Source organism: Streptomyces sp. CB02959 (genome assembly GCF_002803155.1).
GTDB lineage: Bacteria > Actinomycetota > Actinomycetes > Streptomycetales > Streptomycetaceae > Streptomyces.
On sequence record NZ_NNBP01000027.1, the window covers coordinates 99,927 to 119,834 of the forward strand.

The following is a 19,908-nucleotide window of genomic DNA, read 5'->3' on the forward strand; positions in this document are numbered from 1 at the left end:
CCACCGGGCCGTCCGGGACACCGACTTGGCGCTTCCGTGGGCGGTGCCGTCGGGATTCAGCAGCCGGTTCCGGTCGGGGTGAACCGCAGGCGGGCGTGGGCGTCCGTGCCGAGTGCCTGGTGGTAGGTCGCGGAGGTGACGCGGTACCAGACGGCGTCCTTCTTCGGGTTGCCGTTGACGTCGTCCAGCCGCACGCACCAGCGCTCCGGCCGGATCACCCGGCGGTAGGTCTCGGTGCCCCTGGCGGTCTTCCGGCAGTCCTGGTAGTGCTCGGTGGAGTACCAGGTCTTCTTGGTGCGGCCGCTCCGCTTGGTGTGCTTGACCTGCCTGGTGGCGGGCGTGCAGGTGGTGACCAGGTGCGGGCGGGTGCCCGTGGTCGTCTGCTTGACGAGGTGGCGGACGCCGGCCCGCAGCCCGAAGACGCCGTCCTGGTGCGGCGGAGCGCCCTGGCCGCTGGTTCCGGTGCCGCGGCCGTCGTTGCCCGGGTGGCCCGCGGCACCGTTCGCGCCGGAACCGCACGCCCCCAGACCGGCCATGAGGAGCGCCACCAGTCCCGTGCGTACCAGTCGGTGCGTGTTGCGCATGTCTCCCTCTGCGTTCGGTGGGCTGCCCCGGCCCGGGCGCCCGGATCGTGGTGGCACCCGCGGTCGCCGGACGGTCCTCCGGCAGCCGGGCACCACTCGCGCTGCGGCAGCGGTCAGGGTATCCGAGCCCCTGTTCCGGGCCGTGGCCGGGGCGTTGGCGGACGCCGCCCGGTGGTCGGTGTCACCGTCTGAGCACCTTGCGGGAGAGGACGTTGCCCAGCAGCTGCGCCGCCTGCACCAATACGATGAGGATAACGACGGTCACCACCATCACCCGGGTGTCGAACCGCAGATAGCCGTGGGTGATGGCGAGGTTGCCGACTCCCCCGCCGCCGACCGTGCCCGCGATCACCGAGAAGTCGATGAGGGCGACCAGCATGAACGTCATGCCGAGGATCAGCGGTCCCAGTGCCTCCGGGACCAGCACCGTCAGCAGGATCCGAACCGGCCCGGTGCCCATGGCGCGGGCCGCCTCGATGACGCCGGGCTCGACGGCGAGCAGATTGCTCTCCACGATGCGGGCCACCCCGAACGTCGCGATGACCGTCATCGGGAAGATCACCGCGTCGGTGCCCACCGCGGTCCCGATCAACTCCCGCGTCATCGGGGAGAGAACGACGATCGCGATCAGTGCGGGCACCGGACGGACGACGTTGACCACCGTGCTGAGGACGACGAAAACGGCGCGTTGCTGGAGGATGCCGCCCTTCCGGGTGGCGTAGAGGGCCAGTCCGACGACCAGGCCGAGCAGGCCGGCGAGGGCGAGGGTGGCCAGCACCATGTACAGCGTTTCGCCGGTGGCGTCGACGATCTTGGGCCAGAGCAGGCTCCAGTCCTGCTGGATCATGCGCCCACCTCCGCCAGTACCGAGGCGGCGACGGCCTCGTCCACACCGTGCTTACGCAGCGCCGCGGGGAGCAGGTCGAGGAGCGGCGACGCCTGCACGGCACTGCGGACGAACGCCCGGGTGGTGGGGTGTTGCGGCGCGGCGAAGACCTCGCGGACCGGCCCCGTCTCCACGACCCGTCCGCCGTCCATGACCGCCATCCGGTCGCAGACCGCCCGGACCACCTCCATCTCGTGGGTGATCAGCACGATCGTCACGCCCAGTTCGTCGTTGACCCGTCGCAGGAGTGCCAGCACCTCCTGCGTGGTCTGCGGGTCGAGCGCCGAGGTCGCCTCGTCGCAGAGCAGTACCCGGGGCTCGGTCGCCAGTGCGCGGGCGATGCCGACGCGCTGCCGCTGGCCGCCGGAGAGCTGTTCGGGGTAGCGCCGGGCCTGATCGGCGAGGCCGACGAAGCGCAGGGCCTCCTCGGCCCGTTCGCGGGACCGGGCCCGGGAGGCTCCGGCCTGGCGCAGGGGGTAGGCGACGTTGCCCAGGACGGTACGGGAGCGGAAGAGGTTGAACTGTTGGAAGACCATGCCGATGTTCCGGCGGGCGGCGCGGAGTTCGCGGGCGCCGAGGGCGATGAGGTCCTGCCCGGCCACCGTGACGGTGCCTGAGGTGGGGGTCTCCAGCAGGTTGATCAGGCGCAGCAGCGTGGACTTGCCGGCGCCGCTGTGGCCGACGACGCCGAAGACGGTGCCGGGTTCTACGGCGAGCGTCACCCGGTCGACGGCGACCGTGCCGCCGGTGAACTCCTTGCTGATGTCGTGGAGTTCGATGACGTGGCGGGGTGCCGCAGGGTGCTCTGGGCTGGTCACGACGCCCTCTTCAACTGCCGTTCGACGCGGGCCAGTTCCGCGGCGAGTTCGGCCGCGGAGAGGTCGAGGTGGACGGCGGTGCCGTTGGACGTCCGCCGGGCCTCGTCCTGTACCGCCTTGCCGGCGTAGAGCTTGACGACCTTGGCGTAGTCCGGGTTGTCCCGGTCCTTGGCACGGGCCGCGATGACGTTGATGTACGGGCGGATGTCCGGGCTGTGCGGGTCGTCCTTGAACAGTGCGCTCTGCGCGCGGATGCCGGACAGTGTGGCGACTCCGTCGTTGATGACCGCAGCGTCCACGTCGGCCAGCAGCCGGGGGGTCTGTTGGGCGTTGACGGGGGTGAGGCGCAGGTGGTGGGGGTTGGCGGCGATGTCGTCCGCGGTGGCATAGAGCCCGGTGCCCTTCTTCAGCTCGATCAGTCGGGCCCGGGCCAGCAGCCGCAGGGCGCGGCCTTCGTTGGCCGGGTCGTTGGGGTGGGCGATGCGGGCGCCGTCCGGGAGGTCGGCGAGTCGTTCGGCCTTCTTGGAGTACAGGCCCATGGGGACGACGGTGGTGGGGGCCAGCGGCACGATGTCGGTGCCGTTCTCGGTGTTGGACTGGGCGAGGAACACCAGGTGTTGGAAGGCGTTCAGCTCGATGTCGCCGGCGGCGAGCGCCTTGTTGGGCAGGGAGTAGTCGTCGAAGGGCACCACCTCGACGTCGAGGCCCTCCTTCTTGGCCTCCTTGGCGAGCACGTCCCATTCGGTGGAGTCCCCGCTGACGCCGACCCGGATGCGGTGGGCCTGGGAGCCGGCGGAGCCGCAGCCCGCCACGACGAGGGTGAGGGCGGTCGCGGCGGCGGCCGCGAGGAGCGCACGGCGGCGCGGTGCGGCGGGGCGTCTCGGGCCGGAGCGCCGTGCGGCGGTGTGCGGGGTGGTGTGGTGCATCGTTGGCATTCCCTGGGGTGGTGGGTGTGGGGCGCCGGGCTCTTGTGGAGTGACGGCATCCCGGGCCGGGTGGACGTGGGGCCGGGCCGGTTGCGGCAGTCCGGCGGAGGGGCGGGCGATCACGGCACGGCCGGGACCGGGCGTGGTCGGGTCGTGGTGTCCGCTGCGGTGGTCGGCGTCGCGCGGCACGGACCGCGCGGCGTACCGCGGGCAGCGACCGCGGAATCCGCAGCCGGCGGCCCGTCGGGGGGGGCTCGGTGGAACGTCGGCGAGCAGGATCGGTTCCCGACGCTATCCCACCGAGCGGGCCCCGCCAGGCAGTTGCGTGAACCCCTCGATGCAGCCTTGATAAATGCCCTGACCTGGGACTTTGAAAAGGACTGGACCGGCCCGCGGTGCCTGTGTGCCGCGGTCGTGCGGCGCCCGTCCACCAAGGGGGAACGCGGTGTGGACCGGGCCGGCTTGCGCGCTCCCGGTGTCCACGGCTCTCCGCGGCCCGGAAGAACCCGGCCGACTACGGTTCGACCGGGCTCTGGGACGAACAGCCCGCCACGGCGGGCCGGTTGACGCGGCCGGAGGGCCGGCGCACGTGGGTGCGCCGGAGCGGGGCAGCCCCCACCCCGCCGCGGGACGGTGTCGTCAGCTCCAGAGCTTCCACGTGACGACGCGGGGCGTGTTGGCCGGCCGGTCGGCGGGGTACGTCAACGTGACCCGGGTGAAGTGCCGTTGCCCGGAGTGACCGGTCCGGGGCTGCGGGTTGTCCAGGCGCACCCGGACCGGGTAGCCGCGGAAGTGGCCCACCGCGCAGTAGGGCCGGCAGTCGTTGACCCTGTCCGTGCCCTGGGCCACCGCGGACCGGGACTGCCACTGCGACCAGCGCAGCGACGTGAGGACGTTGTTGCCGTCGCCGCAGGCGAGCATGAAGGTGCCGGGTCGCTGCTGTGCGTGCCCGACGCAGTCGACGACCGCCACGCGGTTGCCGGTGGACGGCGCGGGGTCGGCGGAGGGGGATGCGGATGCCGGCATGGTGGCCGTCGCCAATGCCGCGCCGGCACAGACCATGAGTGCTGCCGTTGCCCTGTGAACTCTCATATCCGCTCCTCAGCCGCTTCGCACGGGTGGACACCTCGGACATCGGCTGCGACGCAGGGTGCGGTTCCCTTCACGGCCCGAACACGTCCCCGCGGGGCTGTCGCTGCCTCTCTGCGGAGAGGCTACGACCGCCGCACCCGGCGGCGCCACCCGGGTCGGCGCGGACCTGCGGACGTTCCGCAGCGTATCCCGAGGACCACGGAACGTGCCTGCCGCCGGGGGCGTGCCACCGCGTCAGGACGCCGCTTTGTGCGCCCGCCACTCCGGCGCGAGCACGGACCAGATCTCCATGTCGTGCCGCTCCCCGCGGTACAGGTAGTTCTCCCGCAGCACGCCTTCCTTCGTCATGCCGAGTCGGCGGGCCACCGCGATGCTGGGCGCGTTCGCCGACGCGACCCACCATTCGACGCGGTGGATCCCCCGCGCCTCGACCGCCCAGTCGACGACCGCCCGCACGGCCCGGGTCACCAGCCCCTTGCCGGCCGCCGACGGCTCCAGCCAGCAGCCCGCCTCGGCGACGCCCTGCTGGGTGTCCATCGTGCGCAGGAGGATCGCCCCGACCAGCTCGCCGTCCGTCCGGATGCCGTAGATCCGCCCGGTGTCGGAGGCGGTCTTCTCGGCGTACGACTGGAGGTAGGCGCGGCTCGACGCCAGGTCGGTGATGACGTCCGGGAGTCCGTTGTACCGGCCGATGAACTCCCGGCCGCGGTCGATGTGGGCCAGGAACTCATCGGCCTGCCACGGTTCCAGCGGCCGCAGCTCCGCGCCGTCCGCACCCAGGGATATCGCGAACACCGTCACCTCCACGGCCGAAGCCGGTTGCCGTTCCCATGGCGCGCTCGGCGCCACTCGCGCCGGGATCCTCTCACGGGTGCGGTCCTGGTCGTCCCGGGGTGGTGGGCCGCCGCGCGGCCGCCTCTCAGGCGGGTTGGTCGACTGCGGCCAACAGGCGTTCCACCGAGGCGAGTTCGACGCACAGGGCCAGGCCCTCCACCGCGTCGCGGAGCTCGTCCGGGCCGGGGTAGCTGGGGGCGAGGCGGATGTTGCGGTCGCGGGGGTCCTTGCCGTAGGGGAAGGTGGCTCCGGCGGGCGTCAGGGCGATACCGGCCGACCCGGCCAGTTCCACCACGCGGGCCGCACAGCCGTCCAGGACGTCCAGGCTCACGAAGTATCCGCCCCGGGGGCGGGTCCAGGAGGCCACTCCGGTGTCGCCGAGCCGCTTCTCCAGTACGGCGTCGACCAGCTCGAACTTGGGTTGCAGCACCGCGGCGTGGCGTGCCATGTGGGCGTGCACGGCGGGTGTGTCGGGCAGGAAGCGGGCGTGCCGCAGCTGGTTGACCTTGTCCGGTCCGATCGTGCGCTTGGCGAGGTGGCCGAGGAGCCAGGCGACGTTGGCCCGCGAGGACCCGAAGAAGGCGACGCCGCTGCCGGCCGTGGTGATCTTCGAGGTCGATCCGAAGACGAACACCCGGTCGGGATGGCCGTGTTCCGCGCTCAGGCCGAGCACGTCCGCCAGCGGTTCGTCCGTCCCGGCCACGTGGTGCACGGCGTAGGCGTTGTCCCAGAAGATCCGGAAGTCGGGGGCGGCGGTCTCCATCGCGGCCAGGCGGCGCACGGTCTCGGCGGAGAAGGTGACGGCCGTGGGGTTGCTGTACTTGGGGACGCACCATATGCCCTTGACCCGCTCGTCGGCGACGAGGCGTTCGACCTCGTCCATGTCCGGGCCGGTCTCCGTCATCGGCACGGGGATCATGTCGATGCCGAGCTTCTCGCAGAGCGCGAAGTGCCGGTCGTAGCCGGGCACCGGGCACAACATGGCCGTCCGGCCCTCCCGCGGCCAGGGAGCGGCCGCACCCGCCACACCGAACAGCACGGCGTCCACCATGCACTCGTACATCAACTCCAGACTGGAGTTGCCGAAGGCGACCAGCTGCTCCGCCGGCACCTGGAGCGGCCCGGCGAACGTCGCCCGCAGTTCGGGCAGGCCGTGCAGACCGCCGTAGTTGCGGCAGTCGGTGCCGTCCTGCGCGGTGTGGTCGCCGAGGCCCGGCAGACCCAGCAAGGGCTGCGCCAGTGCCAGCTGCTCGGCGGCGGGCTTGCCGCGGGTCAGGTCCAGGCGCAGGCCCCGGCCCGCGAGCCGGTGATGCTCGTCGCGGAGCGCGGTGAGCCGGTCGGAGAGTTCGGCGGGCGTGAGCGCGGTCAGATCCATTCCTCGTCCTTCGTCGGGCCTGCCCCCGGCTGCTGCCTGGCGCGGGGCAGCGCCAACGGTAGCCGGGTCGGATCAGGACCACCTGCCCATTTCCGCCCGGCCGATGCCTGGCAGATGTCTGGGAGATGCCTCACAGGTGCCTGCCGGGCGCCTACCGGGTGTCTGGCGGCGTGCGGGCGCGACGCGGCCGGCCCGGCCCGGTCAGCCCTGCGCCGCCGGATGCGGCGGGGCGGAGGTGAGGGCGGTGCGCAGGGCCGCCGACCAGTGTGCGGTGGTGCGGCGGGCCAGTTCACTGCCGGGTGCGTAGGCTTCGAAGAAGTGCCAGGCACCGGGGACGTCCTTGGTCTCGACGGGGACGCCGGCCTCCGCCAGGCGGCGCGCGTAGTCGAGTCCCTCGTCGCGCAGCGGGTCGAGTCCGCAGGTGAGGACGTAGGCGGGCGGGAGGCCGGCGAGGTCGGTGGCGCGGGCGGGGGCCGCGTAGGCGGGGGTGTGCGGGTCGCGGTCGGGGCCGAGGTAGGTGTCCCACATGTGCCCGATGCCCGTGCCGTTGATGATCCGGCGGTCGGTGATGCGTTGCGCGGACGCCGTGCGGCGGCGGTCGTCCAGGCAGGGGATGAGGAGGCCCTGCCACACGATGCGGGGGCCCTGGCGGTCGCGGGCCATGAGGCAGACGGCGGCGCTGAGGTTGCCGCCCGCGGATGCCCCGGTGACGGCGATCCGGTCGGCGTCCAGGCCGAGTTCGCCGGCGTTGGCGGCCATCCACTCCAAGGCGGCGTAGCAGTCCTCGACGCCTGCGGGGTAGCGGTGTTCGGGGGCCAGTCGGTAGTGGACGTTGACCACGACCGCACCGGCCGCGACGCACGCTTCGCGCGCCATGGGGCTGGGCCCGTCCAGTTCCCCGTAGACGAAGCCGCCACCGTGGAGGTAGAGCACGCCCGGCAGTACGCCCTCCGCGCCGGCGGGCCGGAGCACCTGCACGTCGAGGGTGTTGCCGTCCGGTCCGGGCAGTGCGAGGTGCCGGATCGTGACGCGGGTGTCGTGCGCGGGCATCTGCGGAGCCATGAGCTGCTTGAAGTGGGCGCGGAGGGCGGCGACATCGGTGTAGGGATTCTCCGGCCGCTCGGGCAACGCGGCCAATATGTCGGCCAGTTCGGGGTGGACGGTGAGGTGCGGCGTGGTGGTGCGGGCGTTCATGCGGTATCGGTCCCCGTTCTTCGGCAAGGCGATGGCCGCTCCCGCAACCATCTCATTGATATGGTCTCAACGGAAAGGAAGGTATGGTCTCAATGAGACCGTGTCAAGGGACTGGGGCAGGCAGTGGGGACGACGGCGGAGTACAGCCCGGCGAGGTACGTCGTACTGGGCCTGATCGCCAGGCACGGCCCGATGACGCCTTACGAGCTCAAGGCACGGGTCGAGGACGACATCCAGCCCTTCTGGCCGATCCTCCATGCGCAGCTCTACCGGATTCCGCCCGAGTTGGCGCAGGCCGGTCTGCTGCGGGAGGAGACCGAGACCACCGGGCGCCGCCGCCGGATCTTCCACCTCACCGCCGCCGGCCGTGCCGCACTGGCACGCTGGCTGGCCGACCCGGACACCCCCGAGGCCGAGACCCGCGACCCGGCACAGCTCAAACTCTTCTTCGCCGACCTCGGCGAACCGTCGGACATCGTCGCGCTCGCCACCGGCCAGGCTGCGCGACACCGCGAATGGCTCGCGCACTACACGTCGCTGCGCGCCGCACTCGATCCCACGGAGGATTCACGGCAGCGTTCCCGGGCCCGATTGCTGCGGCTCGGCGTATTGCACGAACGGGCCCACGCGGAGTTCTGGGAATCGGTGGCCGCCGACCCGGGCCTCCTGGACGACGACCCCCTTTCCTGACAGCCCTCCGCGTGAAACTCCCGGCGTCACCGGTGGGCCCGAAATCGGAATTGGCGTCACCGGCGGCCCGGATAGCGGAATCACGACGAGCCGGCACCCCCGCACCACGCATTCCGCCGCTGAACAACACCCCGGATTTCGTCCGCCGCGAATCCCCGGCACCGCACGGCGGCCCGCCGCCCGCAGCCGCCCCGGGGAGCAACTACCCCTGGTGACAACCCAGTCGCCGCCAGAAACAGGGGAAAGCAGGACCTTCTCAGCAGGTCGAACAGGGGTAGCATCTTATATAGCGGACGACTCATAGGCGACCCATGCCGTCGCCGCATTCCGGGAGTTGACCCGAGGCGGACGCATGATCCGCTGTCGATTTCTCTCCGCCCCGCGATCCAGTGTGCGGCGGATCGAGCCAGGTCGAGCCATAGCTCCGCTTCCGGCCTCCAGATGGAGATCACCATGAACACCGCGGCAGGAAACCAAGGCACGACGGGAACACACACCGAGCACGAAAACCACCCATGGACCATTTCCGTGGCGGACCACCCGCAACGCGTCGACAGTGACCAGTACAAGGCGAGCCGGGCGCTGATGCTCAAGCTCGTCGACACGACCACCGACTGGACGTTCGCACCGGCGCCGTACCAGGACCACCACGGCGGCGGGGTGTGGGTCAAGGACACGAACGGCTGGCTGTGCCTGTTCCTGCCGCTCGGCATCGAGTGGTCGGCGCAGTTCTGCGCGGACCCGGCAAAGGTGGACCAGGTCCGCCTCTGCGCGGCGCGCGTGATCGCGGCGTTCCCCGACACCCTGCCTGGCTATGTCGAGTTCGGCTACGAAGCCGGCGAACAGCTCCTGAACACCCCGATACAGACCGCCGAGCAGGTGTCCGACTGGACCGATTCGATATTCAACGCCTCGGTGCCGCTACCTGCCGGTATCCACTCCGGAGTGCTCCCGACGGCGGCCGGCTACCACCACTACCCGAAGCCGATCGTGGACATCGACCACTTCCGTTTCGACGACTTCAACCTGTTCGTCGAGGACGACAACGGCCTCTCGGTCGCGGTCGTACCGGTCGCCCCGCGCGGCTCCGGCGACGGCCGGGTACGCGTCCTGGCCGCCCACCCCAGCTCGCCGTACGCCAGTCACCTCGTGCCGCCCAGCGGCGGCCGGCGCGCCGAGACGACCGGCCACACCGAAGCCCTGGCCGTCGAGGCCGAGGGGGCCATCCTGGCCCCCGACGACAAGCTGGCCCAGCAGGCGTTCCGCCGGCAGCAACCCCAACTCGCCTAGAGCCGGTCGTCGCACTCACCGTCTGCCTGGAGGCACGCCATGCCCATCGCGTCATACGGCGTACTGGCCGGCCGCGCCGTGGACCGGCGCCGCGAGGGCGCCGTCGGCACCCCGCACTACCAGATCCACCTCACCGACGACGCCGGCACCGACTACCGCGCCGCGGTGAACGTCCTGTCCCAACAGAGCCCGCCCGACCTGCGCTACCTGGCCGACGACGACTTCCGCCACCCGCTGACCCAGCTGCTGCCGGCCGCCGGCAGCGGCTGGACGGCGTTGGAATCACACGCGGGTACGGCCAGTCTCGACTACATCCGGGCCAACATGTTCCTCCCGTCCGCGATGCGGATCCTGCCACCGGACCTGCCCGGCGTGGACAACGACCTGGCCGACCTCCTGGACCACTACGTCCAACGCGCCATCGCCGATCCCACCATGGCGGTGTACGTGTTCGGCCAGCGGTTCGGCCCCGAATCGTCCGTCCGCGACCCGGTGTTCCACTTCCGGCCGGACAACGGGGTCCACGACATCCACATGAACCAAGGCAACTCCGGTCGGTTCCAGGTCGACGACGGTGTCTGGCAGGACGGCGGACTGCTGTTCGAGGTGCCGGCCGAGTCCCGCTGGTTCGCGGTGTTCCTGGCCTTCCAGTCCCAGTCCTGGCACACCGACGACACCACCGGCCACACCATCGAGACCGAGGCCCTGGTGCCCGGCGACACACCGCTGCGCATCGTGGCCGCACTCGTCCACTCCGGCGGCGCGGCGCCGAGCACCGAGTCCGTCACGCTGCTCAACACCTCGCCCGGCCCCGTCGACCTGGCCGGTTGGCAACTCGCCGACCAGCAGGGCCACCGGCTGCCGCTGCCCGCGCAGACGGTCGCGCCGGGGACGACCCTGGCCGTCGCCGGCGGCGACGGGTTCCACCTCGGTGGCCACGGCGGCGCCATCACCCTGCTCGACCCGACCGGACTCAGCGTCCACGGGGTCGCCTACACCGCGGAGCAGAGCCGCCGGGAGGGCTGGACGATCGCCTTCTGACCGTTCCGCACCCGTGGGTCCGCCCCGGCCACACCGGCCGGGGCGGACCCACGGACCTACGCCGCCCCACCCGGGTCGCTCAGGCGGCGACGGTGGAGGCGGTGGAGGCGGCCACGCTCGCCAGGGCCTTGATGCAGAACTGCAGGAGCCCCGCGTTCACGTCCTTGATGATGTTCTCCATCTCGTTCCACGACGGCTGGAACTCCGTGCCCCACTCGATGGTGTAGGCGAGCACCCGCTCCTTGGACGGATCGACGAAATGCCGGCCGAACACGTAGTCGTCACTGGTCCCGGACGTCGGATACAGGTCGAAGGCCGACTTGGCGGTGTACGTCCGGCCGCGCACGCCCAGCACCCCGTCCTGGAAGTCCCGGGCGAGTGCGGTCTCCTGATCGAAGTCGATCTTGGGGATGAACTCGCGGTACCCGGTGTCCCCCGCATCGCCCCGCAGACCGTCGAAGGCGTGGTTGAGGAAGTTCATCGACGGGTCGGTGGACTGGTCCTGGTCGTCGCCCCAGACATACAGCATGTCCTCCGAGTAGCTGTGCACGTCGATGAACCACCGGGTCCGCGGGTGGGCGTCCAGCAGCCACCGGACGTTGCGCGTCTCGGGCTCGGAGAACGGCGCGGGACCGTGGTACAGCTGCGGGTCGCACGGATCGGTCGACACCCGCACGCCCGAGGTCGGCGAGAAGGCCGTCGCGGCGTCGAAGAGGAAGTCGTAGTTGCGGTTGATGTCGACGCCCACGCAGTCACCCTCGCCGTTCCCGTAGGCGGGGTTGCGGTTCTTCCGCCACATCGGTTCGACGGTCTGGCTGTAGTTCCGGCCGTCCGGGTTGACCAGCGGGAAGAGCACGATCTCCAGGCCCTCCAGGAGCGCCTTCACGTCGGCCGCGGGGTACGCCTTGCCGCCGTAGACCAGCCCGGAATGCGTGGTGTACGCCCGCAGCAGGTCGGCGGCGAAGTAGACGAGGATCTCGCAACTGCCCCATTCCCGGGCGTGCACGCCCCCGATGAGCATCACACAGTCCCGGGTGCCGGCCGGTGCCGCGCCCAGGCGCAGGGCGTGGCAGTCGACGCCCCCGACCGACCGCTCGGGAAGGGCGATCAACTCGCTCAGCGCCGGGTAGGCCCGCGCGAGGTTCACCAACGCGGAATCGACCTCGGTGGTGTTGAGGTACGGCATCTCAGCCTCCTGGCCCTTCTTCCTTCACCATCTTGCCGAGTCCGTACGGCACTTCGTCCGGATCGGCGAACCGGTCGCCGTGTCCGACCTCCGCCTGCCGGGCCCGCCCGGTCTCGGTCGCGTCCCTGAGGACGTCCACGGAGACGCCCGCGCGCTCCAGACGGCCGGCCCGCCCGCGCGGCACGTACGCCTCGATGGTCATCTCGTTCCCGGGTCCCGGGGTCTCCCGGGGCCGCCCGCCGACGTCCAGCGGCTCCTCCCGCAGCAGGGTCCGCAACGTCTCGGCGTCGGCGGCGGTCACCCGCACGTGCAGGATGTTCTCGCGCTCCGACATGTCAGCCTCTTCGTGGTGTCGAGCCGCGGTGATGTCCGGCGACTCGTCTCGTGGTGTCCGGCGCCTCGGAGTGTCCCGGGTGTCCGGTGTCCTGGGGTGTCCGGCACCCTGTGGTGCCCGCGGCCGACCCGTCGGCGCGCGCCCCCGGCACCTCCGCGGAACGCCCCACGCTCAAGGACCGACGGCCGCACCGCCCTCACCGATCAACCCACGGTGGACCGTCGGTCCATGGCGTACCGGCTGCGGAACGGACGGCCGGCACGCATCCCAGCTGCTGCCCGCCAGCATGACCGGTGCGGCGTCACCGCGGCGTGACCGGGGCGTCATGCCCACGGACGCGCGGGCCCGCCGGAGCACCGGGTCGCGGCCGAGCGCAGATCGGCGACGAGACCGAGCAGCCGGGCCGTCGGGCGCAGCCCCAGCTCGGCCTGGAGCAGGGACCGGTAGCGCTGGAACTCACGGAGGGCCTCGGACTGGTTGCCCTCGGCGAGGTGCGCCTTGATCAGGATGGCCCGGGCGGTCTCGCGCAGCGGCTCGGCGCGCACCGCGGCACCGGCGGCCCACACGGCGTGACCGAAGTGCTGGGCGCTGATGAAGCGGGTGGCGAGCGCTTCGAGGGCGTGCATCCGCAGTTGCCGCCATTCCTCGGCCTCGCGCAGCGCCCACTCGTCGCACCAGCCCGGCAGCAGGTCCTGGGACAGCGCGTCGATCTCCGAGGCGCCCAGGCCCAGGGAGACGGCCGTTCCGGGGGAAGCCATCGCGGAATCGACCAGCAGGTGCGCGAGCGGCCTGAGTTCCCGGAAGTCGACTCCCACGCCGCTTGCGAGGGCGAGGTCCACGGGGCCCACGTCGAGGATCCGGCAGCCGGCGCCGCGCAGGCGGTTGAGCGCCGACCGCAGGGACGCGTAGGCGCGGCACTCGGACACGTCCGGCCACAGGTTCTCCGCGACGACGCTCCGCGGCACCGGCCCGGAGTGCAGCGCGACGAAGGCGAGCAGCCGCTCCGATCCCGCCGGGATCCGCGCCGGGTCGTCGCCGGTGACCAGCCGGAATCCGCCGAGCAACGCGATGCGGGCGTCGGCGCTCCGGGGTGCGGGTGGGGCGTACTGCGCTTCCCCCGTCCCGGGCGGACACACCGCCGGGATTCGGCGCACCGCGCCGAGCTCCGTCCCGATGCTGTGGCTCATCGCCTCCGCATCCCCTGATGGCCGACCGGACACTCCCACAGAGATGCGAGGTCATATGAGGGGGGTCATATGACCCCGCATCCCTTCCTCCATCGTGCGTCGTGCATACGGCCGATGTCGAATGCTCCGGGGGCACCTCACAGGGAAGTGGCACCGGAGATCAGCCTGTTGAACCCGAGGAAGTCGAACGGGCAATATTTGCCACTTCAAGCAGAGATCCGGTCTCCCCGTAAAGGCCGGAAAGTCGGATCCCGCGGCGGCCCGGAAGCGTATCGGCGCCACCGTCCTCGACCACTTCGCGGCGCGCCGCTCCAGATGCCTCGGCCGCACCACGGCGAGAAAATGAAAGCGCCCCCTGCGCACGACCAGGGGCGCCGGTGCCGCCCCGACGGCACACCCTCCCAAGGCGCCGCGACGCCTCCCCCACCACCACGGTGCGATGCGCCATGCCGTCATCCGCCGGAAACGAAAGAGGCACCTCGACAACCGCCAAGGAATGAACCGACCATGACCGTCAAAGGGATCGACGTTTCGTCAGCCCAGCCGGAGAAATACCAGACATCCGGCAGCGATTTCGTGTTCATAAAAATCACCGAAGGCACCACCTACACCAACCCGAAGTGGGTGGCCCAGCGAAAGACCGGGCGCGACGCGGGACTGGTGACCGGCTTCTATCATTTCGCCCGCCCGGGTCCGGTCACCGACCAGGTCGACCACTTCCTCTCCAAAATAAATCTGGTCGACGGTGACGTTCTCATCCTCGATTGGGAGGACGCCCGCGTCCCGAATTCCTGGAAGGACAGCTGGCTCCGGCAGGTGCAGCAGCGCACCCCCGGCCACAAGACGATCCTGTACTGCAACCGGGACTTCTGGCTGCACCGCGACACCACCTCCTTCGCCGGCGACGGGCTCTGGATCGCCCAGTACAACGGCAAGCCCGGCCAGCCGGACATCAAGGGCCGGTGGCTGTTCCACCAGTACACCGACAAGCCCATCGACACGAGCCTCGGAGGCTTCAAGGACCGGACGGAACTGCGCACTTGGGCCCGCCACGCCACCGTCCCGGCCTAGCCCGGAGGTGACGAACGCGTTCGCCACGAACTTGTTCGTAACGAACGCGTTCGTTACCGTGGAGCCATGCCCACCACGCCAGGTCCCGCCGAGCCCATCGAGCCCACCACCCCGCGCGGCCGCCGCGAGCGCCCCGCAAAACCCGCCCTGACCCGCGCGGGGATCGTCGCGACCGCGGTCGCGCTGACCCGGAGCGAGGGCCTGGAACGGGTGACCATGCGCCGCCTGGCCAAGGAGCTGGACACCGGTCCGGCCTCGCTGTACGTGTACGTGGCCAACACCGCCGCATTGCACGCGGCCGTCCTGGACGAGCTGCTGGGCGAGATCGACCTGCGACCGGCCCGGACCGGCGGCGACTGGCGCGAGCGGCTGGTGCGCATCCTGTCGTCCTACACGACGGTGCTGTTCAGGCACCCGGCACTGGCCCGCTCGGCGTTGGTGACCCGCCCGTCGGGACCGCACTACCTGGAGCTGCTGGAAGCCGTCCTGGCCCTGCTGGCCGAAGGCGGCGTCCCCGACGACCGCGCCGCCTGGGGCGTGGACGCCCTCCTCCAGTTCGGCACCGCGACCGCCGCGGAGCAGTCCGCCCGCGACGCCGCGCCACACGCCCAGGACGAGCACGACGCGCTGACGGCCGCGGTGCGCAACGCCTCCCCGCAGGCGTTCCCGCGGCTCACCGCCCTGGGCACCGAACTGTTCACCGGCACCGGCGAAGACCGTCTGACCTGGGGTTTCCACGTACTCATCAACGGGCTTTCCAAGACCGCCCGACCGGACCGCACGGCAACCACCTGACCGCCCCGGAGCACCCCTCCCCGGCGCACCGCACCCCAAGGAGCCCCTCCCGCCATGCCCACCCACCACCCCCTCGCCGTCATCGGCGGCGGCCTCGGCGGCCTGACCCTGGCCCGCGTCCTGCATGTGCACGGCATCGAGACGGCCGTCTTCGACCGGGAGGACTCACCGGCCGCCCGCACCCAGGGCGGCATGCTCGACATCCACGAGGACTCCGGGCAGCTCGCCCTGCGCGCCGCCGGCCTGTACGACGCCTTCCGCGCCCTGGTCCACCCCGGCGGCGAGGCGCTGCGCATCCTCGACCCGCACGGCACGGTGCGTCTGGCGGAGGAGGACGACGGTTCCGGCACCCGCCCCGAGGTCGACCGCGGTCACCTGCGAGACCTGCTGCTGAGCTCCCTCCCCCAGGGCACGGTCCGCTGGGGCAGGAAGGCCACCGGCGCCCGCTCCCTGGAGGACGGCCGGCACCAAGTCGCCTTCGCCGACGGCGGCGTGGTCACCACCGACCTGCTCATCGGGGCCGACGGCGCCTGGTCCCGCATACGCCCGCTGCTGTCCGACGCGCTCCCCGCCTACGCGGGAATCTCGTTCGTGGAGGGCGACCTCCGGGACGCCGACGTCCGCCACCCCGGCAGCGCCGCCCTGGTCGGCGACGGCTTCTTCCTCTGCCTGGGCGACCGAAAGGGCCTGCTCGCGCACCGCGAGAGCGACGGGAGCCTGCACGTCTACACCGCCCTCAAGACCGGCGAGGACTGGCTCGACACCCTCGACTTCACCGACCCGGACGCCGCCAAGAAGGCCGTCCTGACCCGGTTCGAGGGCTGGGACGACGGTCTGCGGAAGCTGATCGCCGATGCCGACGGCCCACTCGTTCCGCGCCGCATCCACGCCCTGCCCGTCGGCCACCGCTGGCCCCGCACCCCCGGCGTGACGTTGCTGGGTGACGCCGCGCACCTGATGTCCCCCTTCGCCGGCGAAGGAGCCAACCTCGCCATGCTCGACGGCGCCGAACTCGGCCGGGCCCTCGCCGCACACCCCGACGACCGCGAAGCCGCCCTCACCGCCTACGAGGAGGCGCTCTTCCCGCGCAGCGCCGCCTCCGCCGCCGAGTCGGACGCCAGCCTGCGGCTGATGTTCGGCGACGACGCCCTGGCACGTCTCCTGGACCAGTTCACGGCCCGCCCCCGGCCCGCGCACTGATCGTCCAAGGCGTGGACGGTCCGCGCCCCTCGGAATACGCCCCGGTGCAAGGGAGTTGGAAGCGGGGAGACCCACCGACCCTCTTCGGGCGGCGATCGGCGCATGCCGCCGCGGCAGCCGCGTCCGGGGACCCGAGACCGGAGCAGATATGACCACGCCCAGCGCCACACCCACCGGCCCGGACCGTTCGTTCCTCTTCGTCCTCGGCAGCTCCCGCCCCGACGGCAACACCGAGATCCTCACCCGCGCCGCCGCCGCCCAACTCCCCTCCGACGTCCGGCAGGAGTGGGTGGACCTGTCCCGGCTGCCGTTGCCCGACTTCCAGGACGGCCGGCACGAGTCCGACACCTGGACGCCCGAGGAGCACGAGGAGGCACTGCGGCAGGCCACGCTCCGGGCCACCGACGTGGTCATCGCCTCGCCGCTGTACTGGTACAGCCTCTCCGCACAGGCCAAGCGCTACCTCGACTACTGGTCGGGGTGGCTGACGGTCCCCGGCTCGGACTTCAAGGAGCGGATGGCGGGCCGGACCCTGTGGGGAGTGACGGTCATGGCGCACCGCGAAGAGGTCGTCGCCGAGGGCCTGGTGACCGCCCTCCACCACAGCGCGGCGTACCTGGGAATGCACTTCGGCGGGGTGTTGTCCGGCAACGGCTCCCGCCCCGGGCAGGTGCGGAACGACGACGGCGCCATGGTCCGCGCCAAGACCTTCTTCCAGCGCCCGGCCGCCCTCGCCCGCTTCCCCTACGAGGAGCAGCCGGCGCAGCCGTAGCCCGCCCCCCGGGCGCCGGCGGGGTGCGCACCCCGCCGGCGCGGACCCGCACCGGCGCCGGACCGGCTCAGTCGGCGTCGACGCGCAGCGAGGCGAAACGCAGCTTGCCGTGCTTGCCGGGGCCCAGGTCGGCGACCGGCTCTCCGGCACAGTGCGGCCGGGCGTAGAAGTGGGCGGTCTTCCCGACCAGGGAGAGGTTGGACGTGGTGCCGGCGCCCGCGATGGAGTAGCAACGGCCGGGCTCGGGCTGCTTCAGGGTGGCGGCCCGACCGGCCGGGGTGGTGTAGGTGATCATGCCGAGGTCGGCCGCGTCCGCGGTCGCCACCGGCAGCAGGACCGCGCCGACGGCGAGCGCCACGGCCGCGACCGCACGACCGCGACCACGAACACGTCCACGGCCTCGTACAAGGGAGTTCATGAAGGCTCCAAATGAGGGGAGAGCAGGTTGTCGACCGGTCCAACGACGGACCGGCCGCCCCGTGACGCCGACCGCGCCAACTCCCCTGCGCCGCCGCTCCGCTGCATCGCCGGCCGCTCCGCCGGACGTCACGACCGCAGCGCGTCGCTCACGGTGAGCTTCGGGGCGTCGCCCGAGGGCCGCGGCGCGCCCGCCGCCGCCAGGCCGAAGAGCGGGATACCGTACCGGTCGCGGAAGGCCCGGCTGCGGCGCACGGTCAGCGCCACCATCGCGCCGAGGATCGTGAAGGACTCGATCTTGCCGACCACCGGCACCAGGTCAATGGGCAGCCCCAACGCCGCCACGGTGCTCAGCGCCGCGTCGAGCAGCTGCGCGCCGCCCCACAGGAGCGTCAGTCCGCGCAGCGCGGTCCGGAACTCCGGGAGTTCGCGCCAGGCACGCTCCGCCGCCTCGGCGCCGGCCGGCCCGCGCAGCCGCTGCCCGAAGTGGAACGCGAGGGGCCGGGCCGCGAACAGGGTGCCCAGGACCCACAGTCCCAACACGACGGGGATGCCCGCGTCCTTCAACAGCAGCACCCGCGGGCTGCCGCTGACCGCCGAGAGCCCCGCCGACGCCCCCAGCAGCACGACCACCAGCAGGTCGAAGACCTCGACCCGCCGGCGTACCAGGGCCGTGCCCACCGCGTGCGCGGCCGGGATCACACCGCTCAGCAACAGGGCCTGCCACTGGGCGACGTCCAGCGCGCGCAGCACGTAGTAGAGGACCAGCGGGAGGAGGAGATTGACGGTCAGCGGTACGCCCACGGCACGCCACCGCTGCGCACCACGCGTGTGTACGGCTCCCTCGGTTCCCATGACGGCCTCCAACGGTCCGGTACCGGCCCCTCCGGCACCACGTCGACCTGTCTCGACGCTAGGAGCCGGGCGGGTGGAGAGGCATCGGCCCCCAGGCCGGACCTGCCGGGCCGACTCTCCACCTGCCCGCTCCACCGTCGGGTGGAGACCGTCGAGGGGAGAGCCGCCGGGGAGCTCGCCGGAGTCCGCGGTCCAGTGGCGTGGTGCTGGATGCCGGGATGCCGGATACCTGATGCCGCGAGGCCGTTGGCGCCGGTGACGGCGGCGGCCTGCCGCTCGGTGCCGGTCGTCGGCGTCAGAAGCTGTCGCCCAGCCGCTCGATCAGCGGCGCCGCCGCCGTCAACGTCGCCAGCTCCGCGTCGGTGAAGCGTTCTCCGAGGGCCTTCGCCAACTGCTGGGCCCGGGCGTCGCGCTTGTGCCGCAGCACCTCGACGCCGGCCTCGGTCAACGACATGATGATCCGTCGGCCGTCGTCGGGGTCGCGGCGACGCTCGACGAAGCCGCGCTCTTCCAACACGCCCAGAGTGGTTCCCATTGCCTGGGACGTGATCTGCTCGGCCCGCGCCAGCTCGGCCGCCGTCGCCGGGCCGCCCCGGTCCAGTCGTGCCAGCGCGGCACGCTCGGGCAACGACAGGTCGCCGGGCGCCTGCAGCTGACGCAGCCGGCGGGCCAGCAGTCCGATGCTTCCGTAGAGCGCACCGGCCAGGTCGTCGACGTCCGAGCTCTGAGTCATGTTGATAAGCCTAGGTTGATCAACTCGGCCAATCAACCGACGTTGATCACCGTCCCCGGGCCGGCACTCCGGGGCCGGCGGGGGGCGCTGCCGTACCACCGCCACCACCGGACATCACACGATTGCAGCAGGCCCGGGTGAAAGCCCCGGGAGAGGGAACCAGTCTGTACGCATCAGCAGGTCTTGACGAGAGGGTGCGGACATGGGAATCATCGCGTGGGCTTTGATCGGGCTCCTCGCCGGTGCCATTGCGAAGGCTCTGATGCCTGGCAAGGACCCGGGTGGCTGCGTGATCACCATGCTGATCGGCATCGCCGGCGGCCTGCTGGGCGGCTGGCTCGGCAAGGTGATCTTCGGAGTGCACTCGATCAACGGCTTCTTCCACCTGTCGACGTGGATCGCCGCCATCGTCGGCTCCCTCATCGTCCTGCTCCTCTACCGCTTCACCCTGGGACGCAACCGCGAGCACTGACCGCGCGCCCGGCGGGGCGCGGACGGACACCCGGTGGGGCCGGAGGGCGATGCCTTCCGGCCCCACCGCACGTGGAAAACCAGTTGCCGAGGCCGCCCCGAGGCGACCAGGGTGGTCGCCGACAGCTCGTCGGCAACAACAGGAGCACCCCCATGC

22 protein-coding genes are annotated in these 19,908 nt (G+C 71.7%); 8 read left to right on the forward strand and 14 right to left on the reverse strand.

The genetic code is table 11. The features are described 5' to 3' along the window. Window positions 1-56 precede the first annotated feature (56 nt). The 8 genes from CG747_RS34990 to CG747_RS35025 form a co-directional block, all read right to left on the reverse strand. The gene (locus CG747_RS34990) at window positions 57-584 is read right to left on the reverse strand and encodes a hypothetical protein (protein ID WP_100605910.1); all 528 of its coding nucleotides are present in this window, start codon (window positions 582-584) and stop codon (window positions 57-59) included. Window positions 585-765: 181 nt separating this feature from the next. Next, window positions 766-1,431, reverse strand: coding sequence for a methionine ABC transporter permease (locus CG747_RS34995; RefSeq protein ID WP_219621572.1), 666 nt, complete (start codon window positions 1,429-1,431; stop codon window positions 766-768). Continuing rightward, the gene (locus CG747_RS35000; RefSeq protein WP_180985825.1) at window positions 1,428-2,288 is read right to left on the reverse strand and encodes an ATP-binding cassette domain-containing protein; all 861 of its coding nucleotides are present in this window, start codon (window positions 2,286-2,288) and stop codon (window positions 1,428-1,430) included. Before CG747_RS35000 ends, CG747_RS34995 begins: the two co-directional genes overlap by 4 nt. Then, a complete protein-coding gene (locus CG747_RS35005) occupies window positions 2,285-3,214 on the reverse strand; it encodes a MetQ/NlpA family ABC transporter substrate-binding protein (protein ID WP_100605911.1) in 930 nt (309 codons plus the stop codon). Before CG747_RS35005 ends, CG747_RS35000 begins: the two co-directional genes overlap by 4 nt. 639 nt (window positions 3,215-3,853) lie before the next feature. Continuing rightward, window positions 3,854-4,306 (reverse strand): hypothetical protein, encoded by a 453-nt coding sequence (locus CG747_RS35010; protein WP_257980943.1) that lies wholly within the window; start codon window positions 4,304-4,306, stop codon window positions 3,854-3,856. A gap of 234 nt (window positions 4,307-4,540) precedes the next feature. Beyond that, a complete protein-coding gene (locus CG747_RS35015) occupies window positions 4,541-5,101 on the reverse strand; it encodes a GNAT family N-acetyltransferase (RefSeq protein ID WP_100605913.1) in 561 nt (186 codons plus the stop codon). Between the two features lie 124 nt (window positions 5,102-5,225). Then, window positions 5,226-6,515 carry an aminotransferase class I/II-fold pyridoxal phosphate-dependent enzyme gene (locus CG747_RS35020; RefSeq protein WP_100605914.1) on the reverse strand — a complete coding sequence of 430 codons (1,290 nt, stop codon included), beginning with the start codon at window positions 6,513-6,515 and terminating at the stop codon, window positions 5,226-5,228. A 201-nt stretch (window positions 6,516-6,716) separates the two neighbouring features. After that, window positions 6,717-7,709, reverse strand: coding sequence for an alpha/beta hydrolase (locus tag CG747_RS35025; RefSeq protein ID WP_100605949.1), 993 nt, complete (start codon window positions 7,707-7,709; stop codon window positions 6,717-6,719). Between the two features lie 123 nt (window positions 7,710-7,832). Here CG747_RS35025 and CG747_RS35030 point away from each other — a divergent pair, with 123 nt between their 5' ends. From CG747_RS35030 to CG747_RS35040, 3 genes are all read left to right on the forward strand, one after another. After that, window positions 7,833-8,399, forward strand: a complete 567-nt coding sequence (locus CG747_RS35030) for a PadR family transcriptional regulator (protein ID WP_100605915.1) — start codon at window positions 7,833-7,835, stop codon at window positions 8,397-8,399. A gap of 453 nt (window positions 8,400-8,852) precedes the next feature. Next, entirely contained in the window at window positions 8,853-9,689 is an 837-nt protein-coding gene (locus CG747_RS35035) for a DUF6424 family protein (RefSeq protein ID WP_180985826.1), read from the forward strand. A gap of 39 nt (window positions 9,690-9,728) precedes the next feature. Further along, the gene (locus CG747_RS35040) at window positions 9,729-10,730 is read left to right on the forward strand and encodes a DUF2278 family protein (RefSeq protein ID WP_100605917.1); all 1,002 of its coding nucleotides are present in this window, start codon (window positions 9,729-9,731) and stop codon (window positions 10,728-10,730) included. A gap of 79 nt (window positions 10,731-10,809) precedes the next feature. Here CG747_RS35040 and CG747_RS35045 read toward each other — a convergent pair whose 3' ends face one another. The 3 genes from CG747_RS35045 to CG747_RS35055 all read right to left on the reverse strand — a co-directional run bounded on the left by CG747_RS35045 (window position 10,810) and on the right by CG747_RS35055 (window position 13,437). Beyond that, complete coding sequence (locus CG747_RS35045) at window positions 10,810-11,916, reverse strand: M14 family metallopeptidase (protein ID WP_100605918.1); 1,107 nt, start codon at window positions 11,914-11,916, stop codon at window positions 10,810-10,812. Between the two features lies 1 nt (window position 11,917). Beyond that, on the reverse strand, window positions 11,918-12,250 hold the full coding sequence (locus tag CG747_RS35050) for a hypothetical protein (protein ID WP_100605919.1): 333 nt from the start codon (window positions 12,248-12,250) through the stop codon (window positions 11,918-11,920). Window positions 12,251-12,573: 323 nt separating this feature from the next. Beyond that, window positions 12,574-13,437 (reverse strand): BTAD domain-containing putative transcriptional regulator, encoded by an 864-nt coding sequence (locus CG747_RS35055; RefSeq protein WP_100605920.1) that lies wholly within the window; start codon window positions 13,435-13,437, stop codon window positions 12,574-12,576. 507 nt (window positions 13,438-13,944) lie between these two features. Between CG747_RS35055 and CG747_RS35060 the strand changes: the two genes are divergently transcribed. The 4 genes from CG747_RS35060 to CG747_RS35075 all read left to right on the forward strand — a co-directional run bounded on the left by CG747_RS35060 (window position 13,945) and on the right by CG747_RS35075 (window position 17,275). After that, window positions 13,945-14,508, forward strand: a complete 564-nt coding sequence (locus CG747_RS35060; RefSeq protein ID WP_100605921.1) for a glycoside hydrolase family 25 protein — start codon at window positions 13,945-13,947, stop codon at window positions 14,506-14,508. A gap of 66 nt (window positions 14,509-14,574) precedes the next feature. Further along, on the forward strand, window positions 14,575-15,303 hold the full coding sequence (locus CG747_RS35065) for a TetR/AcrR family transcriptional regulator (protein WP_100605922.1): 729 nt from the start codon (window positions 14,575-14,577) through the stop codon (window positions 15,301-15,303). Window positions 15,304-15,357: 54 nt separating this feature from the next. After that, entirely contained in the window at window positions 15,358-16,503 is a 1,146-nt protein-coding gene (locus CG747_RS35070) for an NAD(P)/FAD-dependent oxidoreductase (protein WP_100605923.1), read from the forward strand. Window positions 16,504-16,651: 148 nt separating this feature from the next. Next, the gene (locus tag CG747_RS35075) at window positions 16,652-17,275 is read left to right on the forward strand and encodes a flavodoxin family protein (protein WP_100605924.1); all 624 of its coding nucleotides are present in this window, start codon (window positions 16,652-16,654) and stop codon (window positions 17,273-17,275) included. Between the two features lie 67 nt (window positions 17,276-17,342). Here the strand turns inward: CG747_RS35075 and CG747_RS35080 are convergent, their stop codons facing one another. From CG747_RS35080 to CG747_RS35090, 3 genes are all read right to left on the reverse strand, one after another. Next, window positions 17,343-17,633 (reverse strand): hypothetical protein, encoded by a 291-nt coding sequence (locus CG747_RS35080; RefSeq protein WP_257980946.1) that lies wholly within the window; start codon window positions 17,631-17,633, stop codon window positions 17,343-17,345. Between the two features lie 188 nt (window positions 17,634-17,821). Continuing rightward, window positions 17,822-18,547 carry a VC0807 family protein gene (locus CG747_RS35085; RefSeq protein ID WP_180985827.1) on the reverse strand — a complete coding sequence of 242 codons (726 nt, stop codon included), beginning with the start codon at window positions 18,545-18,547 and terminating at the stop codon, window positions 17,822-17,824. A gap of 295 nt (window positions 18,548-18,842) precedes the next feature. After that, window positions 18,843-19,280 carry a MarR family winged helix-turn-helix transcriptional regulator gene (locus CG747_RS35090; protein ID WP_100605926.1) on the reverse strand — a complete coding sequence of 146 codons (438 nt, stop codon included), beginning with the start codon at window positions 19,278-19,280 and terminating at the stop codon, window positions 18,843-18,845. Window positions 19,281-19,482: 202 nt separating this feature from the next. Here CG747_RS35090 and CG747_RS35095 point away from each other — a divergent pair, with 202 nt between their 5' ends. Continuing rightward, window positions 19,483-19,752 carry a GlsB/YeaQ/YmgE family stress response membrane protein gene (locus CG747_RS35095; protein WP_100605927.1) on the forward strand — a complete coding sequence of 90 codons (270 nt, stop codon included), beginning with the start codon at window positions 19,483-19,485 and terminating at the stop codon, window positions 19,750-19,752. The last annotated feature ends 156 nt before the right edge of the window (window positions 19,753-19,908 follow it).